This window comes from Streptomyces sp. NBC_00503 (assembly GCF_036346895.1).
In the GTDB taxonomy this organism is placed as follows: domain Bacteria; phylum Actinomycetota; class Actinomycetes; order Streptomycetales; family Streptomycetaceae; genus Streptomyces.
Genome location: NZ_CP107855.1, coordinates 3148376 through 3167395, shown reverse-complemented (window position 1 = coordinate 3167395; position 19020 = coordinate 3148376). Strand labels below are relative to the sequence as shown.

General features: G+C 70.6%; 15 protein-coding genes, 1 tRNA gene and 1 riboswitch. Of the genes, 13 read left to right on the top strand and 3 right to left on the bottom strand.

Annotated features, from left to right (window positions below; all coding sequences use genetic code 11):
• Nucleotides 1-142 precede the first annotated feature (142 nt).
• Together OG490_RS14690 and OG490_RS14685 are read left to right on the top strand one after the other, a co-directional pair.
• Complete coding sequence (locus tag OG490_RS14690) at nucleotides 143-763, top strand: SurA N-terminal domain-containing protein (RefSeq protein ID WP_330296733.1); 621 nt, start codon at nucleotides 143-145, stop codon at nucleotides 761-763.
• Between the two features lie 41 nt (nucleotides 764-804).
• On the top strand, nucleotides 805-1812 hold the full coding sequence (locus OG490_RS14685) for a nucleoside triphosphate pyrophosphohydrolase (RefSeq protein WP_330296732.1): 1008 nt from the start codon (nucleotides 805-807) through the stop codon (nucleotides 1810-1812).
• Between the two features lie 71 nt (nucleotides 1813-1883).
• Here OG490_RS14685 and OG490_RS14680 read toward each other — a convergent pair whose 3' ends face one another.
• On the bottom strand, nucleotides 1884-3068 hold the full coding sequence (locus OG490_RS14680; RefSeq protein WP_330296731.1) for a globin domain-containing protein: 1185 nt from the start codon (nucleotides 3066-3068) through the stop codon (nucleotides 1884-1886).
• A 148-nt stretch (nucleotides 3069-3216) separates the two neighbouring features.
• On the opposite strand from OG490_RS14680, the gene OG490_RS14675 reads away from it, so the two are divergent.
• The 9 genes from OG490_RS14675 (at nucleotide 3217) to OG490_RS14635 (ending at nucleotide 13898) form a co-directional block, all read left to right on the top strand.
• Nucleotides 3217-4512, top strand: a complete 1296-nt coding sequence (locus OG490_RS14675; RefSeq protein ID WP_330296730.1) for a cytochrome P450 family protein — start codon at nucleotides 3217-3219, stop codon at nucleotides 4510-4512.
• A gap of 142 nt (nucleotides 4513-4654) precedes the next feature.
• Nucleotides 4655-5698: a LysM peptidoglycan-binding domain-containing protein gene (locus OG490_RS14670; RefSeq protein WP_330296729.1), complete on the top strand. Its 1044-nt coding sequence runs from the start codon at nucleotides 4655-4657 to the stop codon at nucleotides 5696-5698.
• Nucleotides 5699-5973: 275 nt separating this feature from the next.
• Nucleotides 5974-6145: riboswitch (cyclic di-AMP (ydaO/yuaA leader) on the top strand.
• Between the two features lie 2 nt (nucleotides 6146-6147).
• A complete protein-coding gene (locus OG490_RS14665) occupies nucleotides 6148-6840 on the top strand; it encodes a transglycosylase family protein (RefSeq protein ID WP_330296728.1) in 693 nt (230 codons plus the stop codon).
• Between the two features lie 317 nt (nucleotides 6841-7157).
• Nucleotides 7158-8444: a phosphopyruvate hydratase gene (eno, locus tag OG490_RS14660; protein ID WP_330296727.1), complete on the top strand. Its 1287-nt coding sequence runs from the start codon at nucleotides 7158-7160 to the stop codon at nucleotides 8442-8444.
• A gap of 100 nt (nucleotides 8445-8544) precedes the next feature.
• Complete coding sequence (locus tag OG490_RS14655) at nucleotides 8545-9033, top strand: FtsB family cell division protein (RefSeq protein WP_330296726.1); 489 nt, start codon at nucleotides 8545-8547, stop codon at nucleotides 9031-9033.
• A 40-nt stretch (nucleotides 9034-9073) separates the two neighbouring features.
• Nucleotides 9074-9661, top strand: a complete 588-nt coding sequence (locus OG490_RS14650) for a DUF501 domain-containing protein (protein WP_330296725.1) — start codon at nucleotides 9074-9076, stop codon at nucleotides 9659-9661.
• Nucleotides 9658-10602, top strand: a complete 945-nt coding sequence (locus tag OG490_RS14645) for a Ppx/GppA phosphatase family protein (protein ID WP_330296724.1) — start codon at nucleotides 9658-9660, stop codon at nucleotides 10600-10602. Before OG490_RS14650 ends, OG490_RS14645 begins: the two co-directional genes overlap by 4 nt.
• Nucleotides 10603-11034: 432 nt before the next feature.
• On the top strand, nucleotides 11035-12414 hold the full coding sequence (locus OG490_RS14640) for an NAD(P)/FAD-dependent oxidoreductase (protein ID WP_330296723.1): 1380 nt from the start codon (nucleotides 11035-11037) through the stop codon (nucleotides 12412-12414).
• Nucleotides 12415-12572: 158 nt separating this feature from the next.
• Entirely contained in the window at nucleotides 12573-13898 is a 1326-nt protein-coding gene (locus OG490_RS14635; RefSeq protein ID WP_330296722.1) for a cyclopropane-fatty-acyl-phospholipid synthase family protein, read from the top strand.
• 72 nt (nucleotides 13899-13970) lie between these two features.
• On the opposite strand, the gene OG490_RS14630 is transcribed toward OG490_RS14635, so the two are convergent.
• On the bottom strand, nucleotides 13971-16523 hold the full coding sequence (locus OG490_RS14630; protein WP_330296721.1) for an ABC transporter permease: 2553 nt from the start codon (nucleotides 16521-16523) through the stop codon (nucleotides 13971-13973).
• A 55-nt stretch (nucleotides 16524-16578) separates the two neighbouring features.
• The gene (locus tag OG490_RS14625; RefSeq protein ID WP_330296720.1) at nucleotides 16579-17352 is read right to left on the bottom strand and encodes an ABC transporter ATP-binding protein; all 774 of its coding nucleotides are present in this window, start codon (nucleotides 17350-17352) and stop codon (nucleotides 16579-16581) included.
• Between the two features lie 443 nt (nucleotides 17353-17795).
• Here OG490_RS14625 and OG490_RS14620 point away from each other — a divergent pair.
• Nucleotides 17796-17877 (top strand) — tRNA-Leu (locus tag OG490_RS14620).
• 250 nt (nucleotides 17878-18127) lie between these two features.
• Nucleotides 18128-18979: a Bax inhibitor-1/YccA family protein gene (locus OG490_RS14615; protein ID WP_330296719.1), complete on the top strand. Its 852-nt coding sequence runs from the start codon at nucleotides 18128-18130 to the stop codon at nucleotides 18977-18979.
• Nucleotides 18980-19020 lie beyond the last annotated feature (41 nt).

Here is a 19020-nt window from a genome sequence, read left to right as displayed (position 1 = left end):
GATGACCGCAGGGTGAACGCGAACCCCAACACCCCCGGAATCGTTGGTCGAACCGGTGGCTCTGACCACCGGGACTGCATAACATCGATCACCGCACGGCCCTTGTGCACCGACGCACAATCTCCCGGCCCTGGAGGCTCCTTTGCACCGTCGCACAGCGCTCTCCGTCTCCGCCGCCCTGCTCATGGCGGCCCCACTGCTGTCCGCGTGCTCGGGACAAGCCCGTCCAGGCACTGCGGCCGTGATCGGCGGCGAACGGATCACCACCTCCGCGGTCCAGGCCCAGGTGAACGATGTCCGCGCCGCGCAGAACCGTTCCGAACACTCCTCCGAGCTCATCGCGGCCGTCCCGCAGCTGGACCGGGTCAAGCTCAGCGGGATGCTCCAGAGCCGGATCCTCGACCGGATGGCCGAGGACGCCGGGATCGGCGTCACCCCCAAGGAGCTGGAGGAGGAGCGCCAGACCTTCGAGAACGACAAGGGCGCCGAGGCCTTCCAGGCGACGCTGCTCCAGAAGTTCGCCATCGCCCCGGACCAGATCGACCGCTGGGCCACCGACCAGGTGCTCTTCACCAAGCTCAACGCCAAGTACGGGCAGGGCAACCTCGCCGAGCCCGCCTCGAAGGCCGCGGGCAAGCTGGGCATCGAGGTCAACCCGCGCTACGGGGTCTGGGACCCGCAGAAGGTCTCCATCGGCGACTCCGTGACCCCGTGGATCACCCAGGTCACCCGCCCCGAGCAGCAGCCCCCGGCCGGAGCCTAGGCCGTCTCTGGGCCGTCCCCGCGGGGAGGTAGGTTCGGAGGGTGACTGACGACGTGCCCTCCGAGCCCTCCGCCGCGACCGAGCCCACCGGCCGCATCGTGCTGCTGACCACCAGCCACCGGGTCGCCCCCGGCGTACTGTCCTGGCCGGCCTGGCAGATCCTGCACGCCGCGGACCGGGTACTGTGCGCCGACCCGGACCACGTACAGCTGCCCTACCTGCGCGAAGCGGGCGTCACGGTCGAGCACGGGGCCCCGGACGCGCAGTCGCTGATCGAGGACTGCGCCGGCGGGCGCACGGTCGTCGTGGTCCTGAGCGGCGAGGGCGACCGGCGGCTCACCGACGGGCTGGCCCGCTTCGCCGGGTCGGGCCGCGTGGCCATGCCGGACCTGGAACTGCTGCCGGGCTCCTACGATCTGCCCGGCGCGCGGCTGCTCGACCTCGTCCAGGTCATGGACCGGGTCCGCCGCGAATGCCCCTGGACCTCGGAGCAGACGCACGAGGGGCTGGTGAAGTACGCCATCGAGGAGGCGTACGAGCTGGTCGAGGCCATCGAGGACGGGGACCGTGAGGAGCTGCGCGAGGAGCTCGGGGACGTCCTGCTCCAGGTGGTCTTCCACGCGCGCATCGCGGAGGAGGGCGGTCCGGGCGAGGAGGACGAGCCGTTCTCCATCGACGACGTGGCCGGAGCCCTGGTGGAGAAGCTGATCCACCGCCACCCGCACGTCTTCGGGGACGCCGAGGCCAAGACCGCCGAGGACGTCAACGAGCACTGGCAGCGCACCAAGCAGGTGGAGAAGCAGCGGGAGTCGGTGACCGACGGGATCCCGCTCGGACAGCCCGGTCTCGCGCTCGCGGCCAAGCTCGCCGGCCGGGTCCGGGCGAACGGTGTGGACGTGGAACTCCCGAGCGGCGAGGGCATCGGGTACGAGCTGCTGGAACTGGCGGCGCGCGCCGAGGCGGCGGGCACCGACCCCGAGACCGCGCTGCGCGCGGCGGCCCGGGTCTACCGGGACGCGATCCGGGCCGCCGAGGGCGTCGGCGAGTAGCCCCCGGCAAGGACGGCCCCGCTCGGCCGGCTCGGGCTTCCCCGATCAGCCGGCCCGCTCGGCCGGCCCGCTCAGTACGGCCGGGGCGCGCGGCCCGAGGGGTTGTGCCAGTGCGGATCTGGCCGGTTCAGGAACCACTCCCCGAAGCCCATCGGCCGGCCCCCGTGGCCCTGGCCCTTGCCGCCGGCGGGTACGGAGTCGTAGAAGATCCGGCCGGTACGGGCGCCGAGCTCCTCCAGGAGGTACGCCGTCTCGTCGATGAACTGCGGCGGACCGCTGAGGTAGACGTCCTGGTCGGGCCAGAGCCCCCGGTTGCTCAGCGCGGTCGCCAGCCGGTCGGTGGCCTGGTTGCGGTGCTGCCCGGGGGCGGGGGTGATGTAGGTGACGCTCAGCCAGTCGCGGGCGGCCGCGTACTCGTCGATGAGAGGGCGGTCGTAGAGGTGCGCGGCGTCCCGGGCGACGACGAAGAGCCGCGCGTCCTGATCGGGGGGATGCTCCGCCAGCTCCTCCAGCATGGCGCGGACCGGGGCCCAGCCGGTGCCGGCGGCTATGAAGCTGACCGGCCGGTCCTCGCGGCGGAAGGTCAGCTGCCCGCCGGCCGCGCCCAGCCTCAGCATGTCGCCGGGGTGCGCCTCGCGGACCAGGGAGGTGCTGAGGCGGCCGCCCTCGATCCGGCTGACGTGCAGGTCGACCGTCCCGTCGGAGCGGGGCGCGTTGCCGATGGAGTAGGTGCGCCAGGTCGTCGGGACCCGGTCGCTGCTCACGCTCACGTACTGGCCCGGCAGATAGGGGAGAGGGGCGTGCGGGCGCAGCGTCAGGACGGCTATGTCCTCCCCGTACTGCAGGTGGCGCACGATCTCGGCGTCCCACCAGGGCGGGTCCTCGCTGGAGGCGGCGCCGGCCATCATCGCGTCGGCGATGACCTGGTAGGCCTCGCTCCAGGCCTTTTCCACCGGCGGGGTCCAGGCCTCGCCGGAGGTTTCGGCGAGCGCGGCGAGCAGGCTGGCGCCCACGGCCGCGTAGTGCTCGGGGCCCGCCAGGAACTTGCGGTGGTCGCGGCCGAGGTCGCGTAGATAGGGGAGGAGAGTTTCGTTCTCCAGGTGCGCGATCACATGGGTGAGCGCGGCGAAGAGCCGGTCCCGCTGACGCTCCATGTCCTCGAAGGAGGCCGGGAAGAGCTCACGGACTCCGGGGTTGTGCCAGAACAGGTGGGTGTAGAAGAACTTGACCGCGTGCTCGGCCCGTCTCTCCACCACCGCAAAGCTGCTTTTCAAGATCCTCACATCCACAAAACCGAAAGTAGGAATGCCGGAGAACGTGAGGTCAAGCCAGGGCTGATCTACGGACAGCCGCGACGAATGGCCCATATGGGGTGATGGGTGGCGGGCGGGATACGGTCTTCGGGTGCACGAGCAGACCCCCGAAGCCCCTGCGGCCCCCGAGGCCCCCGCCGCCCCCTCTGATTCCCCGGCCGGTCCGACCCTGTTCGACTGGGAGTTCGCGACCGACCCGTACCCGGCCTACGCCTGGCTGCGCGAGCACGCCCCCGTGCACCGCACCCAACTCCCCAGCGGGGTCGAGGCCTGGCTGGTCACCCGGTACGCGGACGCCCGCCAGGCCCTCGCCGACCAGCGGCTCAGCAAGAACCCGTCCCACCATGCGGGATCGGCCCACGCCAAGGGCAGGACCGGGATCCCGGGGGAGCGCAAGGCGGAGCTGATGACGCACCTCCTCAACATCGACCCGCCGGACCACACCCGGCTGCGGCGGCTGGTGTCGAAGGCGTTCACCCCGCGCAGGGTCGCCGAGTTCGCGCCGAGGGTCCAGGAGATCACCGACCACCTCATCGAGCGGTTCGCACAGAAGGGGGAGGCCGACCTCATCCACGAGTTCGCCTTCCCGCTCCCCATCTACGCCATCTGCGAGATGCTCGGCGTACCGCGGGAGGACCAGGACGACTTCCGCGACTGGGCCGGGATGATGATCCGGCACGGCGGAGGCCCGCGCGGCGGAGTCGCGCGCTCGGTCAAGCAGATGCGGACCTATCTCGGCGAGCTCATCCACCGCAAGCGCGACGACCTCGGCGACGACCTGATCTCCGATCTGATCCGGGCCAGCGACCACGGCGACCACCTGACGGAGGCCGAGGCCACCGCCATGGCCTTCATCCTCCTCTTCGCCGGGTTCGAGACCACCGTCAACCTCATCGGCAACGGCGTCCACTCCCTCTTCATGAACCCCGACCAGCGCGAGCGACTCCAGGCCTCCCTCGCGGCCGGCGAGAGCGCCCTGCTCGCCACCGGGGTCGAGGAACTGCTCCGCTACGACGGCCCCGTGGAACTGGCCACCTGGCGGTTCGCCACCGAGCCCTTCGTCCTCGGCGGGCAGGACATCGCGGCGGGCGATCCGGTGCTGGTGGTCCTCGCGGCCGCCGACCGCGACCCCGAGCGGTTCGCCGAGCCGGACACCCTCGACCTCTCCCGGACCGACAACCAGCACCTCGGATACGGGCACGGGATCCACTACTGCGTGGGCGCACCCCTCGCCCGCCTCGAAGGCCAGACCGCGCTCGCGACGCTGCTCACGCGCCTGCCCGATCTGGAACTTGCCGTACCGGCCGGTGAACTGCGGTGGCGCGGCGGGCTCATCATGCGCGGGCTGCGCACGCTTCCGGTCCGATTCACCCCCCAAAACACCTGAAACCAGCCTGACCTGAAGTCAGAAGCCCTCTGAACTTGTGACAGGCGTTCGAAGGCCGCTAGGTTCTGCCGTTACCCCGCCGTTATGCGAAAGGTGCAGCCTCATGCGTTCCGGGAACGGCCGCCACAGACGCCCCCGACAAGTGCCCGCACTTGTCGTCACCGCCGGAGTCACCGGCTCCGCCCTCGCCCTGCCGCTGCTCGCGGCCACCGGCGCGAGTGCGGCCGAGACCTCCACCTGGGACAAGGTCGCCGAGTGCGAGAGCGGCGGTACCTGGAGCGCGAACTTCGGCAGCGGCGCCTACGGCGGGCTGCAGTTCACCCAGGAGCAGTGGAAGAACGCCGGCGGGCTCGACTTCGCCGAGCGCCCCGACCTCGCCAGCCGCTCCCAGCAGATCGCGGTGGGCGAGCGGGTGCTGGCCTCCCAGGGTCCGCAGGCGTGGCCCCTGTGCGGGGCGCCGGCCGGGCTCGCGCAGCAGGGTCCCGCCGCCGAGGTGGACCCGGGCCTGCCCGGGGGCGGCAACGCCGCCTCGCACTCCGCGTCCCGCCCGGACAGCAAGATCCCGTACCTCGGGACTCCCCGGCCCTCCACGGACTTCGGGGCCCCGACCCCGGCGGCCCCGGCCCCCTCCCCTTCCGGGACGCCGTCCTTCCTGCTGCCCGACTACCCGCTGCCCGTCATGCCGCAGCCGGACCTTCCGGCGACGACTCCGGGGCTCCCGGGCGACCCGACGGCTCCCACGGCTCCCGCGGACCCGACGGCCCCCACCGTCCCGACCTCGCCGTCCACGGACCCGACCGTGCCCGCGACGCCCGCGCAGCCGACGACTCCCGCGCACCCGGGCGACCCGAAGGCGCCCACGGTGCCCGCCACGCCGGCCACTCCCGCCGACCCGACCGCCCCGGCGACCCCGGGAGCCACCACCGACCCGGCCGCCCCGGCAGCCGACGGGGCGTCGGGTGCCGGTAAGCACCGCGGCCCGGCCGCGGTTGAGGCCCCCGTCACATCTGATGCCGCGTCGGAGCCTGCGTACACGGTGAAGGCGGGCGACAGCCTGGCCGCCATCGCGGACGCCAAGGGAGTGAAGGGCGGCTGGAACGCGCTCTACAAGGCCAATGAGCAGGTCATCGGCGAGGACGCCAACCTGATCAAGCCCGGCCAGAACCTGGATCTAACCCACCAATAGCGACACTTGGGGCGCCCGAGATCAGTTGATTGTCCGTTTTCTGTAAGTGAGACATGTGTCTCTTCCGGTCAACTGGCGTGTCCGGTCCGGAGGGTTCCGCAAACCCCGTCCTCACCTGCGCAAACGTCCTTGTGGAGAGCGCAAGTAGGCACCGTTTCTCCCCGATGTCGCTCGTTGAACATCGGGGGGAGACCTGTCTACCTTCTGAATCGCTCGCCACCGCGGGCTCCTTCGACCGCATCGCCGAATCCTGCCGGCGGCCGGGGGGAACACTCGTCGCGCAAGCGCCGAAGGCAGGAGCGGGGGAACCAAGGTAGGCGCCGGAACCGGCCGTTGAGAGACGGTCACGGAACCGGCTAGGGGTTAAGACAGGCGCTAGGTCGCCTGGCCGGGCACTCACTCGCCCGAACCCGACAGCTCACCTCGAAGGCGTCGGTGAGGAGAACTCCATGCTGCTTTCCAAGGGCAAGCACCGCCGCGGCTCCAAGGCCGTCCGGCTCGTCACGCTGGCCGGCGTCGCCGGTGTCGCCGTCGCGGCTCCGCTGATGGCCGCGGGCACCGCTTCCGCCGCGACCGCTTCCGAGTGGGACCGCGTCGCCTCCTGCGAGTCCGGCGGCAACTGGGCCATCAACACGGGCAACGGCTACTACGGCGGCCTGCAGTTCTCGTCCTCCACGTGGGCCGCGTACGGCGGCAAGGCGTACGCCGCGCAGGCCAACCAGGCCTCCAAGTCCCAGCAGATAGCCATCGCCGAGAAGGTCCTCAAGGGCCAGGGCAAGGGCGCCTGGCCGTCCTGCGGCGTCGGCCTGTCGAACTCCGGCTCCGGCGGCGGCGGCTCCACCGAGGCCGCCCCGAAGAAGGCCGAGACCAAGAAGACCGAGAAGAAGGCCGAGCCGAAGAAGGAGACCAAGCGCTCCGAGGCCACGACCCGCTCCGAGCGTCCGGCCGCCCCGGCCAAGCCGAAGACCGAGGCCCCCAAGACGGGCAACGGCTCCTACGAGGTCAAGTCCGGCGACACGCTGGGCACCATCGCCGAGGCGAACAACGTCTCCGGCGGCTGGGAGAAGCTCTTCGAGCTCAACAAGGACATCGTCTCGGACGCCGACCTGATCTTCCCGGGTCAGAAGCTGAAGCTCAGCTGAACCTTGCGGCAACAGCCGCAGTAGCGTTCGCAACACGCAGGATTTCCACCGCCCGGCGCGTAACCCCCCACGCGCCGGGCGGTGCTGCGTGCCGGGCCTTCGCCCGGCCTTTGCCGGGCCTTCGGCCTGACGGCGGGTCCGGAGGGGCCCCCGGGCAAGAGCCCTATGTCCTGTAAGAGGGGCATTCAGGCCCTTTTTCGTCCCAGGGGTCGGTTGCTCGGGTCGCCGACGGCCCGGAGCCGGTTAGGCTCTAAGCGGCAAGGCCGTCCCACGGCCTGACACGCCACCGCACACTCTGCGTCACATCCCAGAAGGAGATGCTCGTGCCGTCCATCGACGTCGTCGTAGCCCGGGAAATCCTGGACTCCCGAGGCAACCCCACGGTCGAGGTCGAGGTTGGCCTCGACGATGGCAGCACCGGCCGTGCTGCAGTTCCGTCCGGCGCCTCCACCGGAGCGTTCGAAGCCGTAGAGCTCCGCGACGGTGACCCCAACCGCTACATGGGCAAGGGTGTCGAGAAGGCCGTCCTCGCCGTCATCGAGCAGCTCGGCCCGGAGCTCGTCGGCTACGACGCCACCGAGCAGCGCCTGATCGACCAGGCGATGATCGACCTGGACGCCACCGAGAACAAGGGCTCCCTCGGCGCCAACGCCATCCTCGGTGTCTCCCTCGCCGTCGCGCACGCCGCGTCCGAGGCCTCCGACCTGCCGCTCTTCCGCTACCTCGGCGGCCCGAACGCGCACCTGCTGCCCGTTCCGATGATGAACATCCTCAACGGTGGGTCGCACGCCGACTCCAACGTCGACATCCAGGAGTTCATGATCGCCCCGATCGGCGCGGAGTCCTTCTCCGAGGCGCTGCGCTGGGGTGCCGAGGTCTACCACACCCTCAAGAAGGTCCTGCACACCAAGGGCCTCTCCACCGGTCTGGGCGACGAGGGCGGCTTCGCGCCGAACCTGGAGTCGAACCGCGCCGCGCTCGACCTCATCGTCGAGGCCATCAAGCAGGCCGGCTACGTCCCGGGCCAGGACATCGCGCTCGCGCTCGACGTCGCCGCGTCCGAGTTCTACAAGGACGGCAAGTACGAGTTCGAGGGCCAGTCCCGCTCGGCCGCCGAGATGACCGACTACTACGCCGAGCTCGTCGAGTCGTACCCGCTGGTCTCCATCGAGGACCCGCTGTACGAAGACGACTGGTCGGGCTGGAAGACCCTCACCGACCGCCTGGGCTCCAAGGTCCAGATCGTCGGCGACGACCTCTTCGTCACCAACCCCGAGCGTCTCGCCCGCGGCATCGAAGAGGGCTCGGCCAACGCCCTGCTCGTCAAGGTGAACCAGATCGGCTCGCTCACCGAGACCCTGGACGCCGTCGAGATGGCCCAGCGCAACGGCTTCAAGTGCATGATGTCGCACCGTTCCGGCGAGACCGAGGACGTCACCATCGCCGACCTCGCCGTCGCGGTGAACTGCGGCCAGATCAAGACCGGCGCACCGGCCCGCTCGGACCGCGTCGCCAAGTACAACCAGCTGCTGCGCATCGAGGAGATCCTCGACGACGCCGCGGTGTACGCGGGCCGCAGCGCGTTCCCGCGCTTCAAGGGCTGATCAGTCCTTTAGGGGCGCAAGCCTCCCTACGTCCCCGCACTCGGTCCCGTACCGTGTGCGGGGACGTATTGCGTAGTGCGTATATAGGGGAGGCGGATCAATGGCCGGGAACCGGGACCGGTTCGCCACGTTCTCGACCGCGACCAGGCTCAAGCAGCTGGGCGAGCGGACCGCGGCGCACGTCTACCGCTCGCAGTCCCGCCGCCAGGTCCGTCGCAGCCGGCTCACCGGGCGGGCCGCCCTGCTCGTCCTGGTCCTCTGTACCCTGGTCGTCGCCCTCGCGTATCCGATGCGCCAGTACGTTTCCCAGCGCTCGGAGATCGCGGAGCAGCAGAAGGCCGCCGTCTCCGCGCGGGACCGGCTGGAGAGGCTGCGCGACGAGAAGGCCCGCTGGCAGGACAACGCGTACGCGGAACAGCAGGCGCGCAAGCACCTGCACTTCGTCCGGCCGGGGGAGATCAGCTACATCATGAACGACCCCGGAGCCGAGGCGGCCGAGCACCGCCGCAGCGGACAGGCCGCCACCGACCGGCCCTGGTACTCCAACGTCTGGGACGGCGTCGACAAGGCCGACCGCCCGGGCGACTGAGTCCCACCCATCCACGATTACGAAAAGACTTCCTCCAGGCATGCAGACGCCCCCGCCCCAGACCGACCGGACCGAGCCGACCGCCGCCGACATCGAGGCGTTCCAGCAGCAGCTCGGCCGCCCGCCGCGCGGGCTGCGCGCCATCGCGCACCGCTGCCCCTGCGGGCAGCCGGACGTGGTGGAGACCGCCCCCCGGCTCCCCGACGGCACGCCCTTCCCGACGCTGTACTACCTGACCTGCCCGCGCGCCGCCGGTGCCATCGGCACGCTGGAAGCCAACGGCGTGATGAAGCAGATGCAGGCCAGGCTGGCCGAGGACCCGGAGCTGGCCGCCGCCTACCGGGCCGCCCACGAGGACTACATCACCCGCCGCGACGCCATCGAGGTGCTCGAGGGCTTCCCGAGCGCCGGCGGCATGCCGGACCGGGTGAAGTGCCTGCACGTCCTGGTCGGGCACTCGCTGGCCGCCGGCCCGGGCGTGAACCCGTTCGGCGACGAGGCCCTGGCGATGCTGCCCGAGTGGTGGGCCAAGGGCGCCTGCGTCACCCCGTGCGCGCAGAAGTCCGCGGAGCAGTCCGTCGAGCAGTCCTCGGAGCAGTCCGCGGAGCAGAAGGAGCCGCAGGCGTGAGGCGGGTCGCGGCCGTCGACTGCGGTACGAACTCCATCCGCCTCCTCGTCGCGGACCTGGACCCCGAGACCGGCGAGTTCGCCGAACTGGACCGCCGGATGACCGTTGTCCGCCTCGGCCAGGGCGTGGACAAGACGGGCCGGCTGGCTCCGGAGGCGCTGGAGCGCACCTTCGCGGCCTGCCGCGAGTACGCGGCGGTCATCAAGGAGCTCGGCGCCGAGCGCGTGCGCTTCGTGGCCACCTCGGCCTCGCGGGACGCGGAGAACCGGGACGAGTTCGTGCGGGGCGTGCTGGACATCCTGGGCGTGGAGCCCGAGGTGATCTCCGGGGACCAGGAGGCGGAGTTCTCCTTCACCGGCGCCACGAAGGAACTGAAGGGCACCGACCACCTCGAGAAGCCCTTCCTGGTGGTGGACATCGGCGGCGGCTCGACCGAGTTCGTGGTCGGCGAGGAGCACGTCCGGGCCGCCCGGTCGGTGGACGTGGGCTGCGTTCGGATGACCGAGCGCCACCTGGTGGCCGCCGACGGCACGGTCACCGACCCGCCGACCGGGGCGCAGGTCGCCGCCATACGGGCCGACATCGAGGCGGCGCTGGACCTGGCCGCCGAGAGCGTCCCGCTGGCCGAGGCGCGCACCCTGGTGGGTCTGGCCGGTTCGGTGACCACGGTCGCCGCGATCGCGCTGGGCCTGGCGGAGTACGACTCCTCGGCGATCCACCACTCGCGGATCCCGTACGAGACGGTCCGCGAGGTCAGCGAGCGGATGCTGAGCCTGACGCACGCCGAGCGCGCGGCGATCCCGGTGATGCACCCGGGCCGCGTGGACGTGATCGGGGCGGGCGCCCTGGTCCTCCTGGCGATCATGGAGCGGGTCGGCGCCACGGAGGTCGTGGTCTCGGAGCACGACATCCTGGACGGCATCGCCTGGTCGGTCGGCTGACGGGAGCCCCGAGGGTCCCGGAAGGGTCTCCGGCGGCCCGGTCGGGCCCTTTCGGGGGCCCTTCGGGGGCCTTAGGTCCCGTCGTCCACATGAACTTCGTGAAGTTCTTCACAAGGAAAAGATGCCCGTGAGGGCTCTTGAGGCGCCTTTTGGGTGACCCGGGGGCCCTCCGGGCCTTCTTTTTGCGAGCGTTCGTGCGAATGGCGGACACGGCGAGGGTCCGGCAGTAGGTATCGACGAACCCGGTGGTCTACTCCGCTTAAGGGGCTGGAGGCCAGTTCAGGCCTGGTGTTCAACGACTCCCGTTACACCCTGGTTCCCGCTTCGCGCCATGACCTCGGTCACGTGGGCGGCGGAGTGTAGCAGAGGGTCTCCAGGCCCTTGTGAAGGGGCTCACGAGCGTCACCCCTTGGGGTGCTGGATACTCGTTCCATGAGCACCACGGAGCGTCCCAGGATCCTCGTTGTAGGAGGTGGGTACGTAGGCCTGTACGCAGCCAAGCGCATCATGAAGAAGATGCGCTACGGCGAGGCGACCGTCACGGTCGTCGACCCGCGCTCGTACATGACCTACCAGCCCTTCCTCCCCGAAGTGGCCGCAGGCAGCATCTCGCCTCGGCACGTAGTCGTCCCGCTGCGACGCGTGCTGCCCAAGGCAGAGGTTCTCACCGGCCGGGTCACCAGCATCGACCAGGACCGCAAGGTCGCCGTCGTCACGCCGCTGGTCGGCGAGGCGTACGAGCTGCCTTTCGACTACCTGGTGATCGCGCTCGGCGCCATCTCCCGCACCTTCCCGATCCCCGGCCTCGCCGAACAGGGCATCGGAATGAAGGGCGTCGAAGAGGGCATCGGCCTGCGCAATCACGTCCTTGAGCAGCTGGACAAGGCCGAGTCCACGACGGACGAGGACGTCCGCCGCAAGGCCCTCACCTTCGTCTTCGTCGGCGGCGGTTTCGCCGGCGCGGAGACCATAGGCGAGGTCGAGGACATGGCCCGCGACGCCGCGAAGTACTACACCAGCATCAAGCGCGAGGACATGCGCTTCATCCTGGTCGACGCGGCCGACAAGATCCTTCCCGAGGTCGGGCCCAAGCTCGGCACCTGGGGCAAGGAGCACCTCGAGTCCCGCGGCATCGAGATCTACCTCAACACCTCCATGGACTCCTGCGTGGACGGCCACGTGGTGCTGAAGAACGGCCTCGAGGTCGACTCCAACACCCTGGTGTGGACCGCGGGCGTCAAGCCCAACCCGGTGCTGGCCCGCTACGGCCTGCCGCTGGGCCCGCGCGGCCACGTGGACGCCGACCCGACCCTCCAGGTCAAGGGCACGGACTACATCTGGACCGCCGGCGACAACGCCCAGGTGCCCGACCTCGCCGCCCGCAAGGCCGGCGTGGAGAACGCCTGGTGCCCGCCGAACGCCCAGCACGCGCTGCGCCAGGCCAAGGTCCTCGCCGACAACGTCATCTCCGGGATGCGGGGCTTCCCGCAGAAGGAGTACGCGCACTCCAACAAGGGTGCGGTGGCGGGCCTCGGCCTCCACAAGGGCGTGGCGATGATCGTCATGGGCGGGATGAAGATCAAGCTCAAGGGCCGGCTCGCCTGGTACATGCACCGTGGCTACCACGGCATGGCCATGCCGACCTGGAACCGCAAGATCCGCGTCTTCGCCGACTGGACCCTCGGCATGTTCCTCAAGCGCGAGGTCGTCTCCCTCGGTGCCCTGGAGACCCCCCGCGAGGAGTTCTACGAGGCCGCCAAGCCGGCGCCGGCTCCGGCCGCCGCTCCGGCCGAGAAGGCCAAGGCCTCCTGACCGGGTTCGGTCGGACCTCCACCGCATGACCCCAGCGTGACCCCGAAGGGGCCGCCCGCCATCCGTGGTGCGGGCGGCCCCTTCGGCGTGTCCGGCGGATTGTCCGCCCCCGAGGTGGGGTAGAGGCTTGGGTCGAACCGTTATCGGAGGTGTGTGCCATGACCGACGCCGCGCCGCGGCTGGCCGCTGTGGCCGAGACCCTGCTCGGCGCCCCCCTGCCCGTGCGCGTCAGGGCCTGGGACGGCAGTGAAGCGGGCCCGCCCACCGGCCCCGTCCTCGTCTTCCACAGCCGCCGCGCCCTGCGCCGCCTGCTGTGGAAGCCGGGCGAACTGGGGCTGGCACGGGCCTGGGTCTCGGGCGACATGAGCGTGGAGGGCGATCTGTTCGCCCTCCTGGACCGGGTGGCGCCCCTGTTGTGGGAGCGGAGCCGTCCCCCCGGCGAGGAACCGCCGCCCGAGGCCTCCGCCGGGGCGCTCGCGCTGCTGCGCGATCCCGCGGCGCGCGGCGCCGTACGGGACCTCGTGGGCCTCGCGCGGCCGTGGCCGGCGCCCGCTCCGCCGCCCGAGGAGGCGCTGCGCCGCGGCGGGCCGAGCCACACCAAGGGCCGCGACCGCGCGGCCATCAGCCACCACTACGACGTGGGCAACGAGTTCTACGCCCACGTCCTGGGCCCCTCGATGGTGTACTCCTGCGCCTACTGGAGCCCCGGCTCCACCCTGGAGGAGGCCCAGCGCGACAAGCTCGACCTGGTCTGCCGCAAGCTCGCCCTGCGCCCCGGCGACCGGCTCCTGGACGTCGGCTGCGGCTGGGGCTCCATGGCCCTGCACGCGGCCCGCGAGTACGGGGCCAGGGTCACCGGGATCACGCTCTCGCGCGAGCAGGCCGCGTACGCCCGCAAGCGGGTCGCCGAGGAGGGGCTGGCGGACCTGATCGACATCCGGGTCCAGGACTACCGGGACGTCAAGGACGGCCCGTACGAGGCCATCTCCTCCATCGGCATGGCCGAGCACGTGGGATCCGACCGCTACCGCGCCTACGCCCGCACCCTGTACGGGCTGCTGCGGCCCGGCGGCCGGCTGCTGAACCACCAGATCGCCCGGCGCCCCGAGCCGGTCGAAGAGGCGTACCGGATCAACGAGTTCATAGACGCCTACGTGTTCCCCGACGGGGAGCTCTCCCCGCTCGGCACCACCGTCGGCGAACTGGAGCGGGCCGGCTTCGAGGTCCGTGACGTGGAGGCGCTGCGCGAGCACTACGCGCTCACCCTGCGGGCCTGGGTGGCACGGCTGGAGGAGCACTGGGAGGAGGCGGTCCGGCTGACCTCGCCCGGCCGGGCCCGGGTCTGGAAGCTGTACATGGCCGCCTCGGCCCTCGGCTTCGAGCACAACCGGCTCGGGGTCAACCAGGTGCTCGCCGTGCGCGCCGAGGGACCGGGCCGGGCGGACTCCGGGCTGCCGCTGCGCGCCCGGGAGTGGCCGGCGTAGCCGGGCCCGCGACGACGAAGGGCCCCGCGGCCGCCGGAAGGCGGCCGCGGGGCCCTTCCTCCGTACCGGCCGCTACTCGGTCTTGATGGCGGTGAGCATGTTCAGCCGGGCCGCGCTGCGGGCGGGCCACATGGCGGCCAGGGCGCCGACGATGCCGGCCAGCAGCATGAAGATCGCGATCCGGTCGTAGGGGATGACCAGGGCGTAGTTCGGGATCGAGGCCTTGATGGTCTCGCCGACGGCCCAGGCGATGAAGGTACCGAGGGCCACGCCGATCACCGCGCCGAAGAGCGAGATGACGATGGCCTCCAGGCGGATCATGTTCTTGACCCGGCCGCGGTCCAGGCCGATCGCCCGCAGCATGCCGATCTCCTGGGTCCGCTCGTAGACGGACATCGCCAGGGTGTTGACCACGCCCAGCACCGAGATGATCAGGGCCATGGCGAGCAGGCCGTACATGATGTTCAGGGCGGTGTTGATGATGCCGCCCATCTCGTTGCGGATGTCCTGCTGGGTGGCGAAGGTGATCGCCGGGTTCTTGCCGAGGGCGTCGACGAGGGACTGCTCGGCCTTGTCGGAGGCGCCGGCGTCCATCTTGACGTAGACCTCGCGCAGGTACGGCTTCTCGCTGTGCTGGGAGAGGACGTTGTAGTCGATCACGTAGGGGGAGAGCATGCCCTCCATGTCCTTGAAGATCGCGCCGACCTTCAGGTCCGCCTTCTTGTTGTCCGTGAAGGTGGCCTTCAGGGTGGAGCCGACGGACAGGCCCTGCTCCTTCGCGGTCTTCTCGGAGACCGCCAGCTCGCCCTTGGCGAGGCTGCTGAGCTGCCCGCCGAGCACGTCGAAGTTGAGGAGCTGGCCGATGGTGGCCGGGTTGACGCCGGAGACGGAGCGGTAGTCCTTGGCGTCACCGAAGGCGATGTCGCCGGCCTGCTGCGGGGAGACGGCCTTGACGCCCGGGGCCTTCTCCAGGGCCGGGATCACGGAGGGGTCCAGGCTGCCGAAGCTCTCGCCCATGGAGACCTTGTAGTCGGCCTTGAGGTTGTCCGTGGTCGCCCGGTCGACGGCCTTGCCCATCGTGATGCCGAGCACCGACAGGGCGGTGACCAGGGTCAGGCCGATGGCCAGCGAAGCGGCGGTGACGGCGGTGCGGCGCGGGTTGCGGACCGCGTTCTGCGCGGCCAGCTTGCCGGCCACGCCGAACACCTTCGTCAGGAGCGGGCGGACGGCCGCGATGACCGGGCGGGAGAGGGCCGGCAGCAGGATGATGATGCCGATCATCGTGAAGAAGGCGCCGGTGCCGATCAGCATCTTGCCGTCCTTCCCGATCAGCGCGCCGCCCAGGATGCCGAGCAGGCCGAGGAAGGTGATCGAGCCGCCGATGCTGTTGCGCAGCACCAGGGACTTCGCGGTGGCCGGGAGGTGGGCGCTGCCCATGGCGGCGACCGGGGCGATCCGGGAGGTGCGGATGGCCGGCACCAGGGCGGCGATCACCGTGACGAAGACGCCGATGGCGATCGCGGCGACGATGGTGGTGGGGGCGACGACCAGCGGACCGGCCGGGATCTTGGCGCCGAAGGCGCCGATCGCGGAGCGCATGCCGACGGCGAGGCCGATGCCGGCCACCAGGCCGATGGCGGAGGAGATCACGCCGACGACCAGGGCCTCGGCCAGGACCGAGCTGCGGACCTGGCCGCGGTTGGCGCCGATGGCGCGCAGCAGGGCCAGTTCCTTGGTGCGCTGGGCGACCAGCATGGTGAAGGTGTTGTAGATCAGGAACACGCCGACGAAGAGCGAGATCAGCGCGAAGACCAGAAGCATCTGGTTCATGTTGCCCATGCCGCGCTCGATGTCCTTGGCCTGCTCGGCCGCGAGCGCCGCGCCGGTCTGGGCCTTGGCGTCCTTGCCGACGATCGGCTTGATCTCGGCGAGCAGCTGGTCGGCACTGGCGCCGGCCTTGGCGCTGACCGAGAGCTCGTTGTAGAAGCCGGGCTCCAGGTAGAGCTGCTGGGCGGTCGGGGTGTCGAACAGGACGAGCGAGCCGCCCGCGTTGACCGCGCCGTCCTCGGTGGTGAAGACGCCGGCGAGGGTGTACTCCTTGGCCGGGCCGTTGTCCGCCACCCGGACCTTGTCGCCGACCTGGTACGCGCCGCGCTTGGCCGTCTCCTTGTCGAGGGCGATCTCGCCGGCCTTGGCCGGGCCGTTGCCCTCGGTGAAGGTGTAGCGGGGGTCCTTGCCGTCCTTCAGCGGGACGAAGTTGGCGCCGGTGTTGGCCCAGCCGGTGCCGATCAGCTTGCCGTCCTGGTCGCCCACGGCGGCGAAGCCGTGCACGCGGCCGGAGGCGGCCTCGACCCCGCCCAGGGCCTTGACCTTGTCGAGCGTCTGCTGGCTGATGCCCGGCTCGCCCTCCTTGACGCCCTCGTCGTTGCGGGAGGCGCCGTAGGAGGTGACCGAGACGGCCACGCCGTCGAAGCTCTTGGCGGACTGGTTCGACATCGCCTTGCCGACGGTGTCGGTGAAGACGAGGGTGCCGGAGACGAAGGCGACGCCGAGGACGACGGCGAGCACCGTCATCAACAGCCTGGCCTTGTGCGCGAGCACGTTGCGCAGGGCGGTACGGAACATGGTGGAGGAGTCCAGGGGTGAGGGGTCAGCGGGGACGTGGGGGAGGGGACGTCCCTCAGCTGGTGCGGCCCTTGGCGTCGAAGGCCTTCATGCGGTCGAGCACGCCGTCGGCGGTCGGGTGCAGCATCTCGTCGACGATGCGGCCGTCGGCGAGGAAGATGACGCGGTCCGCGTAGGAGGCGGCGGCCGGGTCGTGGGTGACCATGACGACGGTCTGGCCGAGCTCGCGCACGGAGTTGCGCAGGAAGCCGAGGACTTCGGCGCCGGAGCGGGAGTCGAGGTTTCCGGTGGGCTCGTCACCGAAGATGATCTCCGGGCGCGAGGCCAGGGCGCGGGCGACGGCCACGCGCTGCTGCTGGCCGCCGGAGAGCTGGGTGGGGCGGTGGCTCAGGCGCTCGGAGAGGCCGATCATGCTGATCACCGCGTCCAGCCACTGCTGGTCGGGCTTGCGGCCGGCGATGTCCATGGGGAGCGTGATGTTCTCCAGGGCGGTCAGCGTCGGCAGCAGGTTGAAGGCCTGGAAGATGAAGCCGATCTTGTCCCTGCGGAGCTGCGTGAGCTGCTTGTCCTTGAGCGTGGACAGCTCGGTCTCGCCGATCCGGACGGATCCGGCGGAGAAGGTGTCCAGCCCGGCCACGCAGTGCATCAGCGTGGACTTGCCGGAGCCCGAGGGGCCCATGATCGCGGTGAACTGTCCCTGGGCGAAGTCCACGGAGACGTTGTCCAGGGCGACCACCTGGGTCTCGCCCTGGCCGTACACCTTGGAGAGGCCGGTGGCGCGCGCGGCGACGGCCTGGGCGGTGTGCGGGGCGTAGTTCACGGTGGTCATGGGGGCAGCTCCAGACAGGACGGGGGCCTGCGGACCGGGCTCACGGTCCGCGGTTCGGCGGGACCCTTCCATCGTCGTGGCGGGCATCGCGTTCCGGATCAGCCGTGGTGCCCGTTCTGCAGGCCACTGGAGTCTGACCGCGCGGGGGCCGGTCTCCTCCTCTGGTATGACGGCCGGCTGCCCGGAGTCGGGGGAGGGGTCCGGCGGCGGCCGCGGGGGAGGGGGTGGCGCGCGGGGTGGCGCGGGCCGTCGAAATCCCGTCAATCCCACGGAGTGCATGATCGATGCGGGAAGGGGCCGACCGTGCGTTCTGTGTCCTGACGCCCCATCAATCACCAATAAAATCAGACAACATCGGCTAGATCCCCAGGTGGGGGCGTACGCCCTCCGGATAGACTCGCCCGCAGGGTTTCAGGGTTTGTCCCAGGGGGCCGCTACGCCCTGCCCGGATGGTGGAATGCAGACACGGCGAGCTTAAACCTCGCTGACCTTCGGGTCGTGCCGGTTCAAGTCCGGCTTCGGGCACGAGGACGTTCGCGCGGTGCGGACGCGCGACGGCGGGGGCGCCCGATGGCCCCCGCCGTTCTGCTTCCCGGGGTCCGCCGGGGTCTCCCGGAGTGCGCAGGGGCTCGGCCGGGGCCGCGCCCCCCGGCCTCCGCTTACCGGCCCGTGACGAGGGCTTGCCGGAAAATCCTCCCAGAGCAGTAGGGCGATTCCTTTGCGACCGCATTACTCTTGGGACCAAGGCCGCGCACGGTGGCCACGGAGGAGTGAGATGAGGAGCAGCAACCCGGTCTTCTCGCGACGGGGGTTCAGCCGCGACAACGGTGCTTATGCGGGCTTCGGCACGCAGCAGCCCCAGGCCGGGACCACGACCAACCCGTACGCGACCAACCCTTACGCGACCGACCCGTCCACGGGTATGCCGCAGGCGCCGGTCCGCGGAAACGCGATGACCATCGACGACGTCGTGAGCCGTACGGCCATGACGCTCGGCACGGTCATCCTGACGGCGGTCATCTCCTGGATCGCGCTTCCCGTCGACCAGGACAACCTCAGGACCTCGTACGGCATCGCCATCGGCGCCGCGCTCATCGCGTTCGTCTTCGCGATGATCCAGTCGTTCAAGCGCAAGCCGGTCCCGGCGCTGATCCTGGCCTACGCGGCGTTCGAGGGCGTCTTCCTCGGCGTCATCAGCTCCGCCACCAGCACCTACATCTCCCCGGGCACGGTCATCCAGGCCGTCATGGGCACGATGTGCGTCTTCGCCGGCGTGCTGATCGCTTACAAGATGCGCTGGATCAACGTCAACCGTCGCTTCTACGGCTTCGTGATGGCCGCCGCCATGGGGTTCATCCTCCTGATGGCGGTCAACCTGCTGTTCTCGATCTTCGGTGGCGGCGACGGCCTCGGCTTCCGCAGCGGCGGCCTCGGCATCATCTTCGGTGTCATCGGCATCATCCTCGGTGCCTGCTTCCTCGCCCTGGACTTCAAGCAGGTCGAGGACGGCGTGACCTACGGCGCCCCGCGCGAGGAGTCCTGGCTGGCGGCCTTCGGCCTCACCATGACCCTGGTGTGGATCTACATGGAGATGCTGCGCCTGATCTCCATCCTCAAGGGCGACTGACCGTACCGCCCCTGAGCAGTTGAGCCGAGGAAGGCCCCGCG

Bases quoted from the DNA above. Each gene is read 5' to 3' on its own strand.
- OG490_RS14665 (WP_330296728.1), top strand. From the start codon at position 6,148: ATGCTGCTTTCCAAGGGCAAGCACCGCCGCGGCTCCAAGGCCGTCCGG.
- eno (WP_330296727.1), top strand. From the start codon at position 7,158: ATGCTCGTGCCGTCCATCGACGTCGTCGTAGCCCGGGAAATCCTGGAC.
- OG490_RS14655 (WP_330296726.1), top strand. From the start codon at position 8,545: ATGGCCGGGAACCGGGACCGGTTCGCCACGTTCTCGACCGCGACCAGG.
- OG490_RS14650 (WP_330296725.1), top strand. From the start codon at position 9,074: ATGCAGACGCCCCCGCCCCAGACCGACCGGACCGAGCCGACCGCCGCC.
- OG490_RS14640 (WP_330296723.1), top strand. From the start codon at position 11,035: ATGAGCACCACGGAGCGTCCCAGGATCCTCGTTGTAGGAGGTGGGTAC.
- OG490_RS14635 (WP_330296722.1), top strand. From the start codon at position 12,573: ATGACCGACGCCGCGCCGCGGCTGGCCGCTGTGGCCGAGACCCTGCTC.
- OG490_RS14630 (WP_330296721.1), bottom strand. From the start codon at position 16,523: ATGTTCCGTACCGCCCTGCGCAACGTGCTCGCGCACAAGGCCAGGCTG.
- OG490_RS14625 (WP_330296720.1), bottom strand. From the start codon at position 17,352: ATGACCACCGTGAACTACGCCCCGCACACCGCCCAGGCCGTCGCCGCG.
- OG490_RS14615 (WP_330296719.1), top strand. From the start codon at position 18,128: ATGAGGAGCAGCAACCCGGTCTTCTCGCGACGGGGGTTCAGCCGCGAC.